The 18,374-nt window shown below is 63.9% G+C and carries 17 protein-coding genes; 5 read left to right on the top strand and 12 right to left on the bottom strand.

What is annotated here, in order from left to right; genetic code table 11:
• The first annotated feature begins 18 nt into the window (after nucleotides 1-18).
• On the top strand, nucleotides 19-603 hold the full coding sequence (locus tag H292_RS0114225; protein WP_231383844.1) for a hypothetical protein: 585 nt from the start codon (nucleotides 19-21) through the stop codon (nucleotides 601-603).
• Nucleotides 600-1,082 (top strand): hypothetical protein, encoded by a 483-nt coding sequence (locus H292_RS0114230; RefSeq protein WP_019667546.1) that lies wholly within the window; start codon nucleotides 600-602, stop codon nucleotides 1,080-1,082. The genes H292_RS0114225 and H292_RS0114230 overlap by 4 nt, the downstream gene beginning before the upstream one ends.
• A gap of 7 nt (nucleotides 1,083-1,089) precedes the next feature.
• Here the strand turns inward: H292_RS0114230 and H292_RS0114235 are convergent, their stop codons facing one another.
• The 9 genes from H292_RS0114235 to H292_RS0114275 are packed head-to-tail and all read right to left on the bottom strand — an operon-like array spanning nucleotide 1,090 to nucleotide 11,473.
• Complete coding sequence (locus H292_RS0114235; RefSeq protein WP_020111838.1) at nucleotides 1,090-2,391, bottom strand: MCE family protein; 1,302 nt, start codon at nucleotides 2,389-2,391, stop codon at nucleotides 1,090-1,092.
• Complete coding sequence (locus tag H292_RS0114240) at nucleotides 2,388-3,494, bottom strand: MCE family protein (protein WP_037188478.1); 1,107 nt, start codon at nucleotides 3,492-3,494, stop codon at nucleotides 2,388-2,390. Before H292_RS0114240 ends, H292_RS0114235 begins: the two co-directional genes overlap by 4 nt.
• Nucleotides 3,491-4,717 (bottom strand): MCE family protein, encoded by a 1,227-nt coding sequence (locus H292_RS0114245; protein WP_020111840.1) that lies wholly within the window; start codon nucleotides 4,715-4,717, stop codon nucleotides 3,491-3,493. The genes H292_RS0114240 and H292_RS0114245 overlap by 4 nt, the downstream gene beginning before the upstream one ends.
• Complete coding sequence (locus H292_RS0114250) at nucleotides 4,714-5,769, bottom strand: MCE family protein (RefSeq protein WP_231383845.1); 1,056 nt, start codon at nucleotides 5,767-5,769, stop codon at nucleotides 4,714-4,716. Before H292_RS0114250 ends, H292_RS0114245 begins: the two co-directional genes overlap by 4 nt.
• Complete coding sequence (locus H292_RS0114255; RefSeq protein ID WP_020111842.1) at nucleotides 5,766-6,788, bottom strand: MCE family protein; 1,023 nt, start codon at nucleotides 6,786-6,788, stop codon at nucleotides 5,766-5,768. Before H292_RS0114255 ends, H292_RS0114250 begins: the two co-directional genes overlap by 4 nt.
• Complete coding sequence (locus H292_RS0114260) at nucleotides 6,785-7,990, bottom strand: MCE family protein (protein ID WP_020111843.1); 1,206 nt, start codon at nucleotides 7,988-7,990, stop codon at nucleotides 6,785-6,787. The genes H292_RS0114255 and H292_RS0114260 overlap by 4 nt, the downstream gene beginning before the upstream one ends.
• A 1-nt stretch (nucleotide 7,991) precedes the next feature.
• Entirely contained in the window at nucleotides 7,992-8,822 is an 831-nt protein-coding gene (locus H292_RS0114265; protein WP_020111844.1) for an MlaE family ABC transporter permease, read from the bottom strand.
• An 18-nt stretch (nucleotides 8,823-8,840) separates the two neighbouring features.
• The gene (locus H292_RS0114270) at nucleotides 8,841-9,626 is read right to left on the bottom strand and encodes an MlaE family ABC transporter permease (RefSeq protein WP_020111845.1); all 786 of its coding nucleotides are present in this window, start codon (nucleotides 9,624-9,626) and stop codon (nucleotides 8,841-8,843) included.
• Nucleotides 9,623-11,473, bottom strand: a complete 1,851-nt coding sequence (locus H292_RS0114275; RefSeq protein WP_020111846.1) for a multicopper oxidase domain-containing protein — start codon at nucleotides 11,471-11,473, stop codon at nucleotides 9,623-9,625. Before H292_RS0114275 ends, H292_RS0114270 begins: the two co-directional genes overlap by 4 nt.
• A 139-nt stretch (nucleotides 11,474-11,612) precedes the next feature.
• Between H292_RS0114275 and H292_RS0114280 the strand changes: the two genes are divergently transcribed.
• A complete protein-coding gene (locus tag H292_RS0114280; RefSeq protein WP_020111847.1) occupies nucleotides 11,613-12,404 on the top strand; it encodes an esterase/lipase family protein in 792 nt (263 codons plus the stop codon).
• 60 nt (nucleotides 12,405-12,464) lie between these two features.
• Nucleotides 12,465-13,094, top strand: a complete 630-nt coding sequence (locus H292_RS0114285; protein ID WP_020111848.1) for a TetR/AcrR family transcriptional regulator — start codon at nucleotides 12,465-12,467, stop codon at nucleotides 13,092-13,094.
• A 194-nt stretch (nucleotides 13,095-13,288) separates the two neighbouring features.
• On the opposite strand, the gene H292_RS0114290 is transcribed toward H292_RS0114285, so the two are convergent.
• Nucleotides 13,289-13,993, bottom strand: coding sequence for a helix-turn-helix domain-containing protein (locus H292_RS0114290; protein WP_020111849.1), 705 nt, complete (start codon nucleotides 13,991-13,993; stop codon nucleotides 13,289-13,291).
• 11 nt (nucleotides 13,994-14,004) lie between these two features.
• Nucleotides 14,005-15,579 (bottom strand): alpha/beta hydrolase, encoded by a 1,575-nt coding sequence (locus tag H292_RS0114295; protein ID WP_020111850.1) that lies wholly within the window; start codon nucleotides 15,577-15,579, stop codon nucleotides 14,005-14,007.
• Nucleotides 15,580-15,841: 262 nt separating this feature from the next.
• Between H292_RS0114295 and H292_RS0114300 the strand changes: the two genes are divergently transcribed.
• On the top strand, nucleotides 15,842-16,084 hold the full coding sequence (locus H292_RS0114300; protein WP_230620979.1) for a hypothetical protein: 243 nt from the start codon (nucleotides 15,842-15,844) through the stop codon (nucleotides 16,082-16,084).
• 817 nt (nucleotides 16,085-16,901) lie between these two features.
• Here the strand turns inward: H292_RS0114300 and H292_RS27700 are convergent.
• Nucleotides 16,902-18,374 (bottom strand): HNH endonuclease signature motif containing protein (locus tag H292_RS27700; RefSeq protein WP_020111852.1); only part of this gene is annotated, 1,473 nt, incomplete at its 5' end.

Here is an 18,374-nt window from a genome sequence, read left to right on the forward strand (position 1 = left end):
GACCGGGAAGGTGACGATGTGAGTCAGCGAGAAACAGTGCTGGACAGTGCATCCGAGGAGGATGAGGACACTCCGGAGCGGGAACCGAGCGAGCTCGAATCTGCCTCGTCGAAGCCCGCGAGGCAGGTGCGTCGTGGGGCGGTGGGGGCTGCGGTGCTCGCCGTGGTGGCGCTCGGCGCAACGGCTGGAGTGCTGCTTCACCAGCATCGCGCGTTCGAGTCCGCGCACGACCTCGAGCAGCGCTATCTGCAGGCCGCACGACAGAGTGTGCTCGACTTGACGACCATCTCGGCCGCCACTGTCGACGACGATGTCGCGCGGGTGCTCGACCGGTCGACAGGAACGTTTCGTGACCAGTTCGCCGAACGCTCGGACGATTTCGTCTCGGTGGTGGAGCAGGCCGATGTCCGGGCGACGGGATCGATCACCGAAGCGGGTATCGAGAACTCCGACGACAGTGCCGCGAGTGTCCTCGTGGCGGCGACCTCCAGCGTCACCAATTCTTCCGGGGCGCAGGAGGAACCGCGAGTATGGCGCCTTCGAATCACGCTCGACAACGAGGACGGGACGATTCTGGTCTCCGATGTGGAGTTCGTGCCATGATCGGTCGTCGAGCATTCGCAGTGGGCCTGTCGCTGGTACTCGTCGGTGCGGGGGCGTCGACCGCCTCCCTGTACGCGCAGACCCGTACGGACGAGCAACTGTCCCAGTCACGCTCAGCGATCGGTGACGCGGCCGACGACGGTGCCGTCGCCGTGCTGTCCTACAGGGCGGATTCGGTGGACGCCGATATCGAGCATGCAGCGTCGTTCCTCACCGGAGATTTCCTGAGCTATTACAGTGCGTTCGGTGCAGAATCGATCGCTCCTGCGGCCAAGGAACGCGGAATCATCTCCAGCGCAACGGTCTCGGCGAGCTCGATCGTGTCCTCGTCGGAGGATTCCGCCGTTGCACTGGTCTTCGTGAACCAGAACATCACCTCGACCGACGCTCCCGATCCGAAGGCGGCGTCGAGCAGCCTTCGGATCGAACTCGATCAGGTCGACGGCCGATGGTTGATCTCGAAGCTGGATCCGATCTGACGGGCGGTCATTCTCCGTCCGGGACGAGCAGCCCGTCCAGTGTCTCGGGCAGGGCGTCGAGTCCACCGTCGACATACCGGCGTCCGTCCCCGGCGATGTAGGAACCGTCGGTCGGGTCGTAGTCTCCGGTGGACGCCACCGGGTCTCGACACAGTTCCACCGTGGCTGCGCGTCGTCCCGGGAACTCCATACACGGGAGGTTTCGCGCGCCGCGGACCGCGGTGGGGTCGGCTGGATCGATCTTGCAGTACAGGCCCTTCGGGGTCGGAATCGTATCTACCTCGGTGGGTGATCGGCGTTCGGACGCAGGCAGGAATCCGGTGGTGCACGGAGGCGGGTCGTTCACCTGGGCGGCGAAGAAGGTGTTCTGACCGGGCTCTCCCGACTGGGAATTCAGCATCCCCGTTCCCTGGGTCGCTGCGATGAGCGGCGGGTACAGCACCAGAATCTGCTCGATCGAAGGATTGTACACCGCCGCAACCTGTTCCACGGTGGTCAGGTTCTCCAGCAGAAGTGGAAGGGTCGGCTGCAACTGTTGAAACAGGGCGGTCACCTCCGTTGCCATCGGCGTGCCCTTGTCCACGAGGGCGCGCACCGACCCATCGTGGTCGCGGAGCGTCCCCGTGACTCCGGTGAGCGACGCTGCCCAGGCCTTGATCGACTCACTGCTCGCGGCGGTTGCTGCCAGGACGGGGTCGGCTTCGTCGATGAGCGCGATGATCGACGATGTGTCGGCGTTCGCGTCGGCGGTGAGAGTTCGAAGCGAATCGAGTAGCTGGGATACGTTTGCTCCGTTGTTTCCCAGTGCGGCAGCGCTTTCGTCGAGCACGCTGCGTAGGTTGTCCGAGCCGATGGATGCCAGCGCAGACTGCAGGAGATCGATCGTCGGGCCCACCTGCTCGGGAACGGAGGTTCGGTCCTTCGAGATCACCGCGCCGTCGGACAGGTACGGGCCCTCGTCGGAGCTCGGCACCATGTCGATGTACTGCTCTCCGATTGCGGACATCGAGTGCACCTCGGCCGTCGTGTCTGCGGGAACGTCGACATCGGATTCCAGGGACACCACCGCTCGCGCGCCGGTACCGAGGGTTGTGAGCTCGACGACCCGTCCTATCTCGGAACCGCGATAGGTGACGTTCGCACCGGTGTAGAGGCCGGCGCCGTCGGCGAGCTCGACCGCGACTCGATAGCGGCCGATACCGACCTGCTCCGGCACGCGGGCGAAATAGGTTGCCGTGGTGGCGGTGGAGACGACGCCGACGGCCAGGATGATCCAGAGCTTGCGATGGAGCGTTGTCTTCGACGTCATGGGTTGCCTGCCGGTGGGATGAGGAGGTCGGTGGTCGACGGAATCGTCGGCGACGGAGTGGGTGCGAACGAGCCGAGTGCGCCTTCGAGCGGTGTGCCGAGAAACAGGGCGTTGTCGAGAGTGTCGAGCCGAAGATCGAGAGTCACCTCGCCGTTGGCGTAGTCGCCGCGTACCGCGTTCTGATAAGTGTCGATCGGGAACGGGTAGGTGAGCAGGTAACGGAAGGCGTCCGTCAGGGACGTCCCGGAATCTGCCAGTGAGGCAAGCACAGGACGCAACTCCTGCAGCTCGGCCACCAGATCGCCTCCGGTGTCGTCGACGATCTTCTCGGCCGTGGTACCCAGTCGGCCCAACGAGGTGAGTGCGGCGGTCAAGTCCTGCCGGCTGTTCGACAGTACGGTCAGCGCGGGGCCGAGCGTGGTCACGGCGTCGGCGAGCACCTGGTTCTGATCGGCGACGTCGGCGGCGAATCGATCGAGGTTGTCTATCGTCCGCTCGATGTTCGCCTGCTGTTCGACGAGTCCGCCGAGGAGAGCGTTCAATCGATCGATCACGGACCGCACCGATTCCGGTCGTCCGCCGATCGCGGCATCCAGTTCGTTCACGATGTCGCCGAGTTGGGGGAGTCCACCGCCGTTCAGTACGAGCGACAGCGACGACAGGGTCTGCTCGGTGGTGGGATACGCACCGGCGCGATCCAGTGGGATGACATCGCCGTCGGCGAGCCGGCCGGTCGGTGCTTCGGCAACGGGTGGCGACAGTTCGATGTGCGTCGATCCGAGAAGGCTGGTCTGACCGACCGCTGCGACGGCGTTCGCCGGCAGGTCGACGCTCTGGTCGAGGTGAACGGTGACGACGGCGTGGCCGTCGTCGAGCTCGATGTCCGCGACGCGGCCCACGGTGACGTCGGACGCGAGCACTCGCGAATTGCGATCGATGGTGGACACGTCCGGCATCTCGATGGTCACCGAATACGCTCCTTCCCCTTCTCCTGCGGTGCCGGGGAGCGGAAGTGAATTGAGGCCCTGCCAGCCGCAGCCGGACGTCAGCAGCGCGAGTGCGAGCACCACTGCCTGCCGAGGCCCGATTCGTCGTGTCGTCATCGATCACCTCCGGGAAGTAACAGATCCGTCAGCGACGACGGCGACGGTGCCGACGTCGGCGCGGGGGTGGCCGGTTCCAGGTCGGGTTCGCTGTAGACCAGCTGATCCGGCAGTGCGCCGACACCGTGAATCGGGTTGGTGGACAGAGGAAGGTAGTCGAACGCCAGCGTCTTCAGCAGGGGACCGAGGTACTGCACGCACAGGTTCGCTCCTTCCTGAGCACCGACATCCTCGGCTGCGGCGATGGCCGAGCAGATGAAGTCCATCGGATTCGCGAAGTTGTTGGGCGCGAGCGCGGAAACTATCGCGTTGTGTGCGGGCTGGTAGATGTTGTTCAGATTCGACAACGCGGTTGGCGCCACATGGAGGATCTGGGCGATTCCGTCACGCTGCGAGGCGAGTTCGCCCACGACGGTCTGCAGGCTGCGGAGTGTGTCGTCCAGACCGTCGCGATTGTCGGCGACGAACCTCTGCACATCGCCGACGGCGAGGTCCAGAGACGTCAACGCGGTGCCGATCTCCTCGGAGTTGTCGTCCAGGACAGCGGTGATCGATGCCATCGAATCGTTGAAGTTCACGATCTGTTGCCCACTTGCGGACAGTGCGGACACGAACACCTGCAGGTTGCGCACGACGGCGAACAAGTCGGTTCGACCGTCGGACAACGTCTTCAACGCGTCCGAGAGTTGAGCGACGGTCGCTCCGAGGTTCTGCCCCTGCCCCCTGAGGTTGGCATCGGCGGCGTCGACGAGGGCTCCGAGAGGTGCTCGGCCGTCGGGCGCAGCGGTTCCCACCGCGTCCGCCAATCGAGACAGTTGAGCTTTGATCTGGTCCCACTCGACCGGTACCGCGGTGCGCGACATCGGGATGTGCTGCCCGTCGACCATCGTCGAGCCCCCGGTGTAGGGCGGAGTGAGCTGTACGAAGCGACTGGCGACAAGACTGTGCGAGACGATGACCGCCAGGGCGTCGGCCGGCACCGAGTAGGACGAGTCGATCTGTAGCTCGACGTCGGAGTGGTCACCTCGTGGTTCGATCGAGCCGACGCTTCCGACGTCGACACCCATGACTTTCACGTCGTCGCCGACGTACAGTCCTGTGGTACTGGGGAACTGGGCGATGATGGTCGTGGTGTTCAGTGCAGGGACGACGGTGTAGGACACCGCGGCCAGAATCGCCAGACCGATCCCGATGGCCGCGAGTTGCCATCGCCTGGCCGTCATCGGGGTGCTCCGTCGATGGCGGACAGTGGGTTGACACCGGCGGATTCACCGGGGGCGGGGCCGAGTCCGAGGGCGGCACGGATGAACGGTGAAATGATCTGGCCAGGGATCAGGTTCTGAATGTACGAGTTGAAGAACGGTCCGCTCGACACCGCCTCGCCGAGTTGAGTGATGTACGGGCCCAGATTCTCGATGGCCGTGCCGATATCGGCTCTGTTCTGCTCCAACACCTCGAGTACCGAATCCAGCGATGCCAGCGTCGATCCCAGTTGCGCCTCGTTGTCCGCGACCAGCCCACTCAAGTGCCGGGCGAGCTCGGTGACGCTGTCGAACAATCGATCCACGACGGCTCGTCGACGGTCGAGTTCGCTCAGGATGGTGTTCGCGTCGGTGACGAGGATGCCGATCTGTTCACTCCGGGTGGCGAGTACTCCGGTGACCTGTTCCGCCGCTGACAGCAAGGACCGCAGAGAGTCGTCGCGCGAGGCGATGCTCTGGGAGAGTCGGCCCACTCCGTCCACTGCCGCAGCGAGATCCGCGGGGGTCTGCTCGAGCACCTCGGTGCTCACGCGCATGGCGTCGGTCAGTCCGTCGGTGTCGAGTTCGGTGACGTCGTCGGTAAGGTCACCCAGCGCATCGGTCAACTGGTAAGGACTCGATGTGTGATCCAGTCCGATCCGAGAGCCTGGGCTCAGCCGTCCACCGGCACCGGGATCGACACTCAGATTCTTCGTGCCCAGCACAGTCTGTGTCGGTATGGCCAGGCGTGCATCGTCGTGGAGTTCGACCCCGCCGCCTACGGTGAATGCGATGACCACTGTGTCCGCATCGATCTCGATATCGGTGACCTCGCCGACGACGATTCCTGCCACTTCGACATCGGCTCCGGTCACGAGTCCGCCGGTGTCTCGGAACACGCCGCTGTAGGCAGCGCTCGCCGACAGAATCGGCAAGGATGACACGTTCGTCGCCACCACTGTCACCAGTACCGCGAGGACGGTGCCGACTATGCCGAGCCGCACGGTGTTGCGCTCGCGTACACGCTGATTCATCGTGGTGCGCACCTTCCCGTCTCCTGTCCGATCAGCGGCGTGGTGAGGCCGCCGCCGTCGGGAGTGTCGATCTTCAGCTTGATGCCGCAGAGGTAGTAGTTGAAGAAGTTGCCATAGGCACCGAGTCGGCTGAGCGCGGCGTAGGTGTCGGGGAGGCGCGAGACGATGCTCCCGATGCTGTCCTTCTGCGAATCCAGTTGCACAGCAGTTCGATCGAGTTCGTCGAGTGTCGACTGCAAGGGCGGTCTGGCCACGGTCAGCAAGTCGGCCACGGTTGTCGCAGACGAATCGATCTCCGTCAGGGCGGTACCCCATGCCGCGCTGTCGGCAGCGAGGCCGGTTGCCAAGTTCTGTGCCCGATCGAGTGCGGTCGACACGACATCCTTCTGGTCGGTCAACGTTGTCAGCGTGGTGTCCAGGTTGGTGATCACCCGTCCGATCACCTCGTCTCGATCGGCGAGTGTGGTGGTCAACTTGGCGGTGTGGGCGAGCAGGGATGCGATCGAACCGCCCTGTCCCTGGAGAGCAGCGACGAGTTCGGCGGTCAGACCGTTGACCTTGGACGGATCGACGGACTCGAACAGGGGCTCGAAGCTTCCGATGAGTTGGTCCAGATCCAGAGCGGGTGAGGTTCTTTCGAGGGGGATCGTCGAGTTGTCGCCCAGAGGTTCGGCCTCACCGGCGCCGTCGGCCAGTTCGAGATAGCGGTCGCCGACGAGATTCTGGTACCGGACGGTGGCAGTGGTCGACGAGGTGACCACGTAACCGGGCCCCACGTCGATGCCGACCTCCGCCTGGTGGTTGTCCACGATGGCTACTTCCGAGACCTTTCCGACTTCCACCCCTGCCACCCGTACGAAGTCACCGCTGCGCAGACCCGACGCGCTGGTGAAGACGGCGCGGAAGGATGTGGTCGACTCGAACCGGACCTGTCCGAACACCACGACCAGGCACGCGAGGACCGCGGTCATCACGACCACGAAAACGACCAGCTTGATCGTGCTCGATGTGCGGTTCATCGGGTGCCACCCGGTGCAGCGAGCCCGCCGGGCAAAAAATCCAGTATCGAACCCGGCGAGACAACCGGGCCGGTGTTGCCCGCACGGAACGGGTTCGATCCGGTGTCGGCAACCACGTACGGGGTCGGCACGGCGTCGTCGGGCACGATGGGCAGTGCGCCGCATCGCGGGCCACCCGACGCGGCAACGCGCGGGAGGTCCGACTCGGGCCTGTAGGGCGGGATTCCGAACAATACGGTGCTGTTGAGCAGCATGGTGCGTCCGTTTCCGCCGGACACCTCCTCTGCCCCCACCCGGGCTCGGTCCGCGCCCTGCAGAAAGCAGGTGAACTGGGGTGAGTATTCCTCCAGCAGTTCGGTTGTCGGCTTCAGTTCGAGCACGGAGCTCGAGATTCCTCCGGCATTGTCCGTCAGGACTCGGTTGCCTACATCGGCCATCCCGATGACCCCGAGCAGAACGGCGTCGAGAGCGTCGGCCTCGTCGACGAGAGTGCGCCCGGTGGTCGTCAGGTTGCGCAGATCGGTCAGTACATCCGGTGCCGCACCTGCGGCGGTGTCGCTCACGGTCGATCCGGAGTCGATATCGCGTTGCAGGGTCGGAATCCGAGGTTCGACGGCGGCGAGGAGTGCGTTCGTGTCGTCCAGGCTCCGTCCCAGGTCGCTACCGCGCCCACCGAGTGCCGTGGCCAACGTCGTGAGGGTGGCGTTGAGCTTGTCCGGTTCCACTGCCGACAGAACCTGGGTGAGCGATTCGAAAACGGTGTTGACCTCCACGGTCACCGAGGATGAGTCGATGACAGCGCCGGAGGCAATCGGCGTCGTCGACGGATCGGCCGGTTCGGTGAGTGTGACGAACTTCGAACCGAAGATCGTGGTTGCGGCGATATTCGCTTCCACGTTCTCGGGTATCGATTGTGCTGCATCGCTGTTCAATCGCAGTTGGACGACGGCACCGTCTGCGTCCCGATCGACGACGTCGACGGTCCCCACTTCCACCCCGTGCATCTTCACCAGGGCACCTGCTTGCATGACGAGACCGCTACGGTCGGATCTCAGTGTCACCCGCGTCGGTGGATCGACGGCGTCCTGCGCGGCACCGGTGAAGGCGAGGTAGGTGGCGGCGACTGCGACGGCGATCGTGGTCGCCAGAACCACAGCCGCCAGGCGGGGTGCGCCGGATCCGGTGCTGTTCACGTCGGACATCTCATCCCGCCAGGTGCACTGATCGGGAATTGCCGTAGAGGGCAAGTGAAATCATCAACGTGACCATGACGACGGTGATGAGCGAGAGTCGAACAGCGCGACCGGTTGCGGTCCCGACTCCCGCCGGCCCACCGGATGCGGTGTAGCCGTAGTAGGTGTGAATCAGCATCACCGCGGTGGCCATCACGAACACTTGAAGGAAGGACCACAGCACGTCCGAGGGGACGAGGAACGTGGAGAAGTAGTGATCGTAGACGCCACCCGATTGGCCGAGAACGACCACGGTGGCTATGCGGCTCGCCAGAAAGGAGGTGATGAGAGACAGGGAGTACAGGGGCAGGACTGCGATCATGCCGGCGAGCACACGAGTTCCGACCAGGTACGGAACCGATTTGATAGCCATCACTTCGAGCGCGTCGATCTCTTCGCTGATACGCATCGCGCCCAACTGGGCGGTGGTACCCGCGCCGATCGTTGCGGCAAGGCCGACGCCTGCCGTGATCGGAGCCACGACTCGCACGTTGACGTATGCGGCGAGGAATCCGGTGAGCGCGTCGACTCCGATGTTTCCCAGTGAATCGAATCCCTGGACGGCAACGGTGGCACCGGCGAAGAGAGTGAGGAATCCCAGTACGACGATGCTTCCGCCGACTGCCGCGAGAGCCCCTGTGCCGAGACTGATCTCGGCAAGTACACGGAGTGTCTCGGCGCGGTAGTCGCGCGCGGCCTTGCCCGTCGACGCGAGGGCGCGTCCGAAGAACAGTGCCAACTCGCCGACGTCGTCGATCCCGCGAACGACACTGCGCACACGGTTACTCACTCGGATCGACATATCGAAGCCCATCGCTTGTCACCGGTCACTCAGAGCGAGGCCGACGGATGTCAGTGCGAGATTGACGAGAAACAGTGCGACGAAGGAGAACACGACGGTTTCGTTGACCGCCTCGCCGACACTCCTCGGCCCACCGACGACCGACAATCCGCGGTAGCAAGCGATCAGCGCGGCCAACAAGCCGAACAGGGCTGCCTTGATCTCGGACAGGACCAGTTCCGGGAGACCGACGAGCAGGGTGATGCCGGATACGTACGCACCGGGCGTGACGTCCTGTAGGTACACCGAGAAGAAGAAGCCCCCGACGAGGCCGATGGTGCAGACGGCACCGTTCAGCAATGTTGCGATCAGAGTGCAGGCAACGACGCGGGGGACCACGAGCCGATGAACGGGGTCGATACCGAGAACTTCCATCGCCGCGACTTCCTCGCGGATGGTGCGTGAACCGAGGTCGGCGGCGATCGCGGTCGCCGCAGCGCCCGCGACGACCAGGACGGTCACCAGGGGTCCGATCTGGGTCACCGCGCCCAGGCCCGCTCCCGCACCGCTGAGGTCGCTTGCCCCGAGTTCGGAGAGCAACGAGTTGAGGGTGAACACGACCAGGACTGTGAACGGAATGGACATCAGGATCGTGGGCAGTAGTGACACCCGAGCGATGAACCAGCTCTGGTCCACGAATTCTCGCCACTGAAAGTCTCTGCGGCCCAGAGCTACTGCGGTGTCCAGGGCCAAGCCGTAGAACTCGCCGACCGAGGACGTCGCAGCGACGGTAGCGCGGGCAGCGCTCCGAAGAGCCTGCGTCACGGCACTATCCGGTACTTGAGCATCATGTCGTGGTCCTCGTGGTCGAGGAGATGACAGTGCCAGACGTAGCCTTGAAGGTCACCGGCGGATTCCCCGGAATGGTCGATTCCGTTGTGGACCTCGTGCATGGGGTCGTGATGGTTGTCGTGATCGGTGCTCGGCTGTGCGGCAGCGGCCGGTCGGAGGAAGGTGGCGTCGGGGTCGAAACCCAGTTCCTCGGCCGTCGGGAAACGTACGACGATGCGCGTGACCGTCCCGCCGTCGACTCTCACCGTGTCCTTCCAACCGGCCTCCCACGGTGCAGGCGGGGTCATCGGTCCGCCGAGGAAGCCTTCCGGATCAGGGGTCCACTTGATTCCGATGGCAGGCTGCGGATTCGCGATCTGGTAATCGACGGTGCGCAGTGGGGTGCGACCCACGATCCGGAAGGTGACGAGGTGGATGTGAATCGGGTGCGGATCGGGCGTGATGTTGACGATGTTCCACTGCTCGACGGTGCCGGGTCGCGGCATTTCGATGTCCGGGTCGCTGTAGCGAAGATTGTTCAGCGACATGATGGCCGGTGGATTGCGTAGTGCGTAGGGCTGGCTGACGGTGACGGTACGAATCTTCGTCGGCTGCTGGATGGGTCCGATCGGTGCAGGCCCTCGACCGCCGCGCAGCGACGTCGGTATCCCACCGGTGAATCCGCGTGCAGTACCGACACGGAAACGACAGAACAGCGGCATGGTGACTGCCCCGATGACGGCCGCCTGGAAGGGCGGAGCCTCGTCGTTTCTCAATTCGACCGTCTGGCCCGCGTCGTAATCGGAGAAGTCGACGAGCACGTCGTATCTCTCGCCTGGAGCGACCCTGATCGACGTCACGGGCACGGGAGCGTCGAGCAATCCGCCGTCGTTGCCGATGACCCAGAACTTCATGTGGTTCTCGAAGTGGAGGTTCCACACGCTGTACGAGGCGGCGTTGATCATCCGAAAGCGGTACAGCCCTCGGGCAACGGTGAGTTCCGGCCAGATCATGCCGTTGACGAGCCCGACGTCTCCGACGGCTCCACCTTCCCACGAACCCTCCGGCACGATGCGAGTCGATCGGATGCTCAGGTGGCTGTCTTCGCGAAAGATCTTCTCCTGCATGACGAGTGGCATCTCGAACTCACCGGCGGGGAGTCCGAGGGCATTGTCGGTACGACCGGTGTCGAACCGATCTCGGAGCAAGTACATCCCGGCCAGGCCCGCGTAGACGTTGACACGGGTGATTGCCATCGCGTGATCGTGATACCAGAGTGTTGCCGCTTCCTGCCTGTTGGGGAAGTGATGAACGATGCTTCCTCCGGGGACCGTGAGCTGCTCCGGATTGCCGTCGCTGTCCGGTGGCGTCACGCCGCCGTGAAGGTGCAGCGACATCGGGGTCGAGGTACGGAAACTCTCGGTCACACCGTGCAGCGAGGTGTCCATGTCCTGAGCCATGGGGTGCAGGGTCATGGTGTTGGAGAATCGAAGGGTCAGCGGATCGTCGGCGTGCGCTTCGATGATGGGCCCGAGGTAGCCGGGTCGCGCGTTCGGTCCGCAGTGATATGCCAGCGCGGGGACCTCGGGCATGTCGGCATGAAATCTGTGCATGGCAGACACCGCGTCGACCGAGAGAGTGGATCCCGACACCGTAGGCAGCGTCGGTAGCGTATCTCGGAACGGAGTCACGTCGGGCGAGTGGAACAGCAGCGGACTCTCGAACGTGTCGCCGGCGGGTGAGGTGAACGCGCGGGAGGCGCTGACGCCGCCGAGAGCCACTGCTGCGGTGCCCACACCCAGCGCTCGGAACAGGGTGCGGCGGGTCATGTCCTGCGCCATGTGTGAGGAGCCTTTCGCACGGTCCGATGATGTGACACGCACCATACCGCACTGTATGGTGTGGTCAGTCGATTTCGACGAATCCGCAGATCGGAGGCCAATGAGGCTGCGTGAGAACGCCTGTCGAGCACTACGTGGAATGGTTGCGATCTCGATCGCTGTCGCCGCAGTCCTGAACGTCGAGGCTGCGACGGCATCCGCCTCTCCGGCGGCGTGCGAGACGCCCACCGTCCTCGTGCACGATCTCGCGTCCTCGGAGCGCGAGTGGGACGGGTGGCTCGACGACCTGGACAGGCGTGGGTTGTGTGCGTTCTCGTTCACCTACGGCAGTTCGGATGCATCGGTTCTGTTGCAGCAGGCTGGGCTCGCGGTGGCCGGTCTGACCAGCATCGAGGACTCGGCACTCGAGTTCGGCGCATTCGTCGCCTCCATCCGTGAAAGAACCGGGGCCGACCGAGTGCAGGTTCTCGCCCGCGGTGCCGGCGGGTTGGTGGCTCAGCAGTGGATTGCGCACTCCGGTGCGCAGGACGTGCGCGCACTGGTAACGGTGGGGCCGCTGTGGAACGGGACCGATCTCGCCGGGCTCGGCAGTCTGGCTGCGTTCAATCGGAGCATCGGGATCTACGACGCTCTCGCCGCCCTGGAGAAGCCTCTGCTCGAACCGATCTGCGCCGCATGCGGTCAGATCGTCGCCGATTCCGGCTACATGCACGACGCTGCTCGTACTGGATGGGTGTCGCCGGGAGTGCGGTACGTCAACGTGATCTCGCTGTCGGACGGGCTCATGACCGATCCGCTCGTGGCCGCAGTGCCCGGCAGCGAGAATCTCGTCGTCCAGGATGTGGACCCGGCGGACCGGACCGATCACCTGCACATGACGAACGGTCCACTCGTACGTCGGTTGGCCCTCGGCGGCCTCACCGCCGGATGACGGCGCCGGATCGTACGATCGAAGGGCGTACGCCGCCCCGACAGCGAGGAGTTCACTCTGATGGCAGGCACACCCAGGTCGGCTTCAGCGCGCCGAGCACCCGCAAAGAAGGCAGCGGGTGCAAAGACCGGGACCAAGCCGACGCGTCGGACAACACGCCTGTCGGTCGACGACTGGATCGACGCCTCGTTCGAACTGATGGCGACCGACGGCGTGTCCGGTGTGAAGATCACCAAGCTGTGCGAACGCCTCGAGGTCACCAAAGGGAGCTTCTACTGGCATTTCGCCGACATAGACAAGCTGATGGAAGCGATCGCGGACAAGTGGTGCGACACCCAGAACGACACGGTGCGCGGATTGAAGGGGCTCGAGACCGTCGAGGTCGAACAGCGCTTGCAGATCATGGCCGAACTGTTGATCGACCAACGCACGTGGGCAGTGGAGTCGGCCGTCCGGGATTGGGCTCGCAACTACGGCAAGATCGCCGACGCCGTGCGCGAACTGGACAATCGAATCTTCGAGGTCGTACAGCGCTCCTTGCTCGATCTCGAATTCGACCCGGACGAAGCGCGGTTACGGGCAGGCATTCTCGTGTACTCGGGCATCGGCTTCGTTCACGCTCGGGGCTCCCTGCCCACCCCGACAGCTGCCGAAGTACATGCAATGTTCGAGCTGCTCACACGGCACTGAAACCGGCTCATCCCACTCGACGGAGGCACCTCTGCTCGGAGAATATTCGCCTGACGACTCGAATACGCTGCCAATGGATGGTTTTCGAGTTCTGGAGCTGGGTAACTACATCGCCGGGCCCACAGCCGCGCATGCTCGCGGATTTCGGTGCCCAAGTGATCAAGGTGGAGCGCGTCGTCGACCGGGGCATGGGCTCACCGGTCATGCGTGAGGTGGACGACCCGCACGAGCACGTCGAGTTGTGCGGGACGGTAGAGATCTGCAACCGATGGATAAACGGCGCTGTCCACTACGTCCGGTGCAGCGGTGATGTGTGACTCTCGGTTGAGGAGCCAGGGGTAGTCCTCCAGGTGCCGACTGAGTAGCACCGCCATTCTCTCGGCGAGATCCTGGCGGACGCTGTCGCTCGAGCTTTCCGGTAGTTGCTCGTATTCGCGGTCCACATCGGTCTGTGCGACTTCGATCATTGCGCGAATGTCGTCCAACGCATCGTCGTCGAAGTACTGCGCCACTATCGTCAGCAGGGCTCGGTCCGGAGCAGGCAATCGGTCGGCGACAGAACCGAATCCGGCGGGAACGTCGGACTTAGCACCCTCACTCAGGGTGGCCGCCAGTCGTTCGCGAGCGCGCTGTAATTGCTCGATGGCGGCCACCAATTCTTCGTCGAGAGTCTGGAGCGCGCTGTCGGGCCCATCGATCGAATCGATCTGTGTGAGGGGAACACCGAGCTCGCGGTAGCGTCGGATCCGAAGAACACGCACGAGGTGCCCAGCGCGGTATTGCTTGTATCCGTTGCTCGACCGCTGGGGTTCCGAGAGCAAACCCAGGCGGTGGTAGTGACGGATGGTGTTGACGGTCGTGCTTGCGAGCTCCGCGAGTTCACGTGTACTCCAAGCCATATCGACCCTCCTCACGTGATGCAGCGCGCATCCTCGTCGGGTACCTGCAGGTTGATCAGGTAATCGGACACTATGCCATCGACACACGCATTCGTGCCCTGCCCGACGATGCCATGCGCGCCACCCTCGACGGTGAGCAGAGAACTTCCCAGTGAATCGGCGAGGCTGACGCCACCGGAGTGCGGGGTCGAGGGGTCGCGCGTCGTGGATACGACCAGGGTGGGAGGTAGTCCGTCGACGTCCTGCGCGTAGGGAAAGCCGAGCGTCGGCTCCGCGGGCCAGTGCTCACACGCATCGCGGGCACCGTCGGCGACATCGACACCGGGATCCATGAACGGCGCCAGGTCGTACGTCCGGCGTCGTAGTTCGGCGCTTCGAGTTGGCGTCAGACGATCGAGATCCATGCAGTTGATCGCGTAGTTCGCTTCCGTGAAGTTGGTCCACTGGCCCGCTGCGCTGCGACCCCCGAAGGTGTAGAGCAGCTGCATCAGACCGTCGCCCCGCCCTCGGGCGAGTTCTGCGAGACCGTCGACGATAAGCGGCCACGTATCCGGCGCGTAGAGCCCCGAGATGACGCTTCCGATTGCATCGTCGAAGCTCAACGTCGTGTCCAGAGCAGGAACAGGCTCGGTACGCAGTGGCCTTACCAGCTGCTGAAACCTCAGGGTCGCCCGTGCTGGATCGTTACCCAGGGGGCACTCGAAACGGGCCGCGCATTCGGTGGCCAAGCCGTCGAACGCTTGTTGAAACCCTCCGTAACTACTGAGCACTGCTTCGTGGCCGTCAAGGCGAGGATCGACAGCTGCGTCGAACAGCAGTGCGCGCACGCGGTCGGGAAATTGTTCGGCGTAGACCGCTCCCAATCTCGAGCCATAACTCTGACCGAAGTAGGTCAACTTGTCCTGGCCGAGTGCTGCTCGCAGAACATCCATGTCCCGCGCCGTGTCTCGGGTCCCGACGTGCGCGAGGGCATCGACACCGCCCGACCTCTCGGCGCATTTGTTCATGATCGCTTGCGTGTCATCGCTGGTGAATTCTACTGTCGTACCCAGCGATCCGAGCGGAACAGAACCTGCATCCGCTTCTTCGTCGCTGTAGCAATCCACGGCCGGTTGTGAGGCACCGACACCGCGCGGATCGAATCCGACGATATCGAAATTCTCGGTGATCGGGCTTTCGACAAGCCCTAAGGCGGTCAAGATCGCCCCGACGACGCCTGACCCGCCCGGCCCGCCTGGATTGATCACCAGCGGCGTACTGGGTCCGTCACCTCGGGACGGCACGCGCGATACCGCGATCTCGGCGATATCGTTCTCTGGATCGTCGTAGTCGAGTGGCACCTCGAGACGCGCACACTCGAGCCCGGGAACGATGTCCATGGCTTTGGTCTCCTCGTCGGTGCTCGCGTAGTCGGTTCCGCAGGCGCCCCAGGCCAACTGCTGCTGGTAGAAGCGATCCAGCGCAGCGTCGTCTACGACCTGCTCCCCTTCGGGTCTCGTGTTCGATGTGCATGCCACGAGCACTGCCACTGCCAGAGCCGCCGATCCCGCAGCTTTCACTGCACGTTGTTGTTTCGTTCCGAGCATCAATGGTCCTTATCGTCGACGGCGGTGCGAAAGCGACACCGCGGTCCATCCGACACTGTGTTCTCGGAACAGGCTCAAGTGATCGGTTTCGAAGAGTAGGCAAACAAATGGTCCGGCACCTAGCATTCAACGTCGTACGGGTTGCTGCTCGCCTTCTCCTCTAGTGAATCGGACAATGCCCAACCACACGAATGAACGACGATTCGCTCTCGACTTCGGACAACTAGTGCTCCGGGACCTTGTGTCCGGGAACGATCCCGTCGTGACGGCTTGGACTGTCCTTCAGGTGCCGGAGGGGTGGCAGATCGATGTGTTCCTGCATTCACCGCTTCGCCACCATGGGTTGATCGTTGCACTGTCCGCAACAGTCCCGGCGTTCGATGCCGATCTCGGAATGGACATCGAGACCTACGCGATCATTACCAGCGCGGGGATTCTCGAGTCATTCGACTGCGATACCCCTCGGACGAATCCTCGAATGCAGTACCGCGCCCCGGCGGGTTGAATAATCAACGCGTCATTGCTTCGCCGAAGCGTGCGCAGTCAACTACCGAACGTGCGCGCAGGCGTCGGAGAGGGAATGGGTTTTCATGCGGTTGAGATGGCGGATGTGCGTCGTGCTGTCTCTTGCATGCATAGCGCTGGCTTCCTGTGCTTCTCCTGAGCCCGGTGAGCAGCTGGCGGTCGATGAGGATCAAATTAGAAACTATCTGGAAGCAGATGGATTCACTGTTCCGAGGGGATTCGAATTCGCAGAGGCATTCGTGTTCTGGGAGTTCGTCGGTGCGCCCGCGTGGTCTGCTCGATACGAGGCGGACGCGGCGTTCGGTGATGCATCGACCGTAACGGCGGCGAATCCGAATTTTCCCCCGATGGAGCCGGTCGGGTGCGGGATTCGTATGCCGGTCTGGAGCTCTGTCCACACGGTATCCCGCCTCCGGCGGCATGGATTCGATGACCATTGTGCTGACGCAGGACGATGAAAGTGCGCAGCTCTACATGTACAGCGCGGGCCACTGACTGCTGGACTACGAGTTCACCGCCGAGCCAGGATGGACACCCACGCAACGATGGTCAACGACAAGCACGCCAACACAATTGCAGCCCAGAGTAAATCGATGCCGAGGGGCAATGTGGGGTTGATGTCTGCGCTCCTCACATCCCGACACTTTAGTCGCACGAGCCCCGTTCGCACACAGTGTCGGCAACGTCGGCCGGCGGTCCATCGCGTCCCGTGCTCGCAGCCCCCGACGGTTGATGTCCTCCTGCGACGTCAATTGCATGTGGCGGCCTTCCGCAGGTCACCCTAACGTCCTCGGACGTCAGAAGGGTGGTGGTTTCTTTCGTTCGCGGAGGTGTTGGATGGTTTTGGGTTGTCGTAGTTTTCGGCGGAGGAGTCGGATTCGGGTGCGGGCGGTGTCGGTGGGTGCGTGTCGGAGGTCTGCGGTGGTGGGTTCGGGTGTGGCGGGGGACATGTGTTGTTCCCACCAGGTGGGTGTGGAGATGTCGGGTTCGGGGACGGGTCGCCCGCGTCGGTGTCGGCGGGTGCGTGCGGTGGTGGGGCATCCGAGTTCGGGGAAGGTGAGGGTGCGGGTGCCGGTGGTGTGGGTCCAGAGGATGATGCCGCCGGCGAGGTAGGCGACGGTGGCTGCGTTGGCGGTTTTGTGTTTGTGGTGGGCGGTGCAGACGGGGTGGAGGTTGGTCTCGATGGTCCATCCGCCGCGGTGGGGGGCGTGGTGGTCGTAGGGGACGATGTGGTCGAGTTCGCAGTCGGCGGAGGGGACGTCGCATCCGGGGTGGGTGCAGGTGCGGTAGGTCATGCGTACGCGGGCGGCGAGGTCGGTGGTGGGTCGGTAGGTCAGGGCGCCGGGTGGTGGTTCGGTGTCGCCTCCGTGGCCGTCGGGGTGGGGTCCTGCAGCGAGGGTGGGGTCGGCGGTGATCGCTGCCAAGAGCGTCGCAGTGATCTGCGCACGAACAGTGTCACTGAGCAGACCAGTGTTATTGGGCAGACCGGTGGCGCTGGGCAGACCTCTGCCGTTGGTGGGTGTGGGTACGGTTCCTGCTCGGCGGATCCGGCCGCGGTGGATCAGGCGCGGCACCCGAATCCGTAGGGGCGAGAGCATTTTTCTCGGTACTTGTCGTTGATTCGTCGCGGCAGCGCCGGTTCCTGCGTTCCCGGGACCGTCGGTGCCGGGCCGATCAGCTGCCTCGTCGTCTGTGCTCTCGTGGTCTTCGGTCTCGGTGTCACCTAGGCCCGCGTCAACAGGTGTGCCCGTGTCGGTATCGGTGTGGGTCCCTGTGTCGCCGGGTATCTCGGTGTCCTGTGCTGCCTCGGTCTTCTCCGCTTCCTGTGTCTGTGTTTCGGTGTGGCTGGGTTGGTGGGTGTGTGGTGTTCGGGCGGTGAGGACGTCGTGGAGTTCGGTGAGCAGGCCTTGCCAGTGGGCGTCGGTGGCGATGAGCCGGGCCAGTTCCGGGTCGAGTGGGGTTCCGTCGGCCAGTACGGCGGGGTTCTGGCGTAATCCGAGCAGTGTTTCGGCGTCGAGGAGGATCTGCACCAGCGGACCCCGCCGAGGATCGGGCCGGTCCGCGGCACCGTCCAGCGGGCAACGCTCACCGCGCCCGCACTGGCATTCGAGGGCGTGTTCGCCATGGATCAACGCCATCAACCCATCGACCCGTAACGCTGTGGTCGATCTGGGGTCCTCTCGGCAGACCGTTGCGGCGATCTCGGTCACCAATGCGTCGACTTCGGCGCCTTCGAGGTCGGTGACGATCGCTTCGAGTACCGATGCCCC

This window comes from Rhodococcus sp. 114MFTsu3.1 (assembly GCF_000383555.1).
Lineage (GTDB): Bacteria > Actinomycetota > Actinomycetes > Mycobacteriales > Mycobacteriaceae > Rhodococcoides > Rhodococcoides fascians_E.

Bases quoted from the DNA above. Each gene is read 5' to 3' on its own strand.
- H292_RS0114230 (WP_019667546.1), top strand. From the start codon at position 600: ATGATCGGTCGTCGAGCATTCGCAGTGGGCCTGTCGCTGGTACTCGTC.
- H292_RS0114235 (WP_020111838.1), bottom strand. From the start codon at position 2,391: ATGACGTCGAAGACAACGCTCCATCGCAAGCTCTGGATCATCCTGGCC.
- H292_RS0114240 (WP_037188478.1), bottom strand. From the start codon at position 3,494: ATGACGACACGACGAATCGGGCCTCGGCAGGCAGTGGTGCTCGCACTC.
- H292_RS0114245 (WP_020111840.1), bottom strand. From the start codon at position 4,717: ATGACGGCCAGGCGATGGCAACTCGCGGCCATCGGGATCGGTCTGGCG.
- H292_RS0114250 (WP_231383845.1), bottom strand. From the start codon at position 5,769: ATGAATCAGCGTGTACGCGAGCGCAACACCGTGCGGCTCGGCATAGTC.
- H292_RS0114255 (WP_020111842.1), bottom strand. From the start codon at position 6,788: ATGAACCGCACATCGAGCACGATCAAGCTGGTCGTTTTCGTGGTCGTG.
- H292_RS0114260 (WP_020111843.1), bottom strand. From the start codon at position 7,990: ATGTCCGACGTGAACAGCACCGGATCCGGCGCACCCCGCCTGGCGGCT.
- H292_RS0114265 (WP_020111844.1), bottom strand. From the start codon at position 8,822: ATGTCGATCCGAGTGAGTAACCGTGTGCGCAGTGTCGTTCGCGGGATC.
- H292_RS0114275 (WP_020111846.1), bottom strand. From the start codon at position 11,473: ATGGCGCAGGACATGACCCGCCGCACCCTGTTCCGAGCGCTGGGTGTG.
- H292_RS0114280 (WP_020111847.1), top strand. From the start codon at position 11,613: ATGGTTGCGATCTCGATCGCTGTCGCCGCAGTCCTGAACGTCGAGGCT.
- H292_RS0114285 (WP_020111848.1), top strand. From the start codon at position 12,465: ATGGCAGGCACACCCAGGTCGGCTTCAGCGCGCCGAGCACCCGCAAAG.
- H292_RS0114290 (WP_020111849.1), bottom strand. From the start codon at position 13,993: ATGGCTTGGAGTACACGTGAACTCGCGGAGCTCGCAAGCACGACCGTC.
- H292_RS0114295 (WP_020111850.1), bottom strand. From the start codon at position 15,579: ATGCTCGGAACGAAACAACAACGTGCAGTGAAAGCTGCGGGATCGGCG.